The sequence below is a fragment of the Desulfobulbus alkaliphilus genome (genome assembly GCF_016918545.1).
Lineage (GTDB): Bacteria > Desulfobacterota > Desulfobulbia > Desulfobulbales > Desulfobulbaceae > Desulfobulbus > Desulfobulbus alkaliphilus.
Window position 1 is genome coordinate 1 of record NZ_JAFFQC010000127.1, and the last position, 593, is coordinate 593.

General features: G+C 47.4%; 1 protein-coding gene. It reads left to right on the forward strand.

What is annotated here, in order from left to right:
* Nucleotides 1-39 precede the first annotated feature (39 nt).
* Nucleotides 40-593: hypothetical protein (locus JWG43_RS17710; RefSeq protein WP_275888496.1), on the forward strand; the 554-nt coding region annotated here is incomplete at its 3' end.

Genomic DNA, 593 nt, shown 5'->3' on the forward strand with positions numbered 1-593 from the left:
CTGGTCAAGGTGTGGTCGCTTGAGGGGGAGGCGTTCAATGTGATGATTCACATTGAGGTGCAGAGCGACACAGACCCTGCCTTTGCACAGCGGATGTACATTTACAATTACAGGATATTCGATAATCGCCATCTGCCGGTGACAAGTCTTGCGATTCTGGCGGATGAAAACGATGCATGGCGTCCGCACAATTACAGGGTAGAGCAATGGGGCTGTAAAGTACACTTTATATTCCCCATGATAAAACTCAATGACTACAACAAAAATATTGACGGCTTGCTCAGGGAGACCAACCCTTTTGCCATAATAACCGCAGCGCATTTAAAAACGAAGGCCACAAAGAAAGATACACAGTCACGATACACATGGCGGTGGAAGATCACCACGGCACTCTATGAAAGTGGCTTCTCAAAGCAGGACATCTTGAACATCTACAGGCTGATTGACTGGCTCATGATGCTGCCTGAGGATTTGACAAAACGGTTCACTGAAGACCTGATCAAGTACGAGGAGGAAAAGAAAATGCCCTATATAATGAGTGCGGAAAGGATTGGCAAGGAGAAGGGCTTGCAGCAGGGCATGCAGCAAGGCAT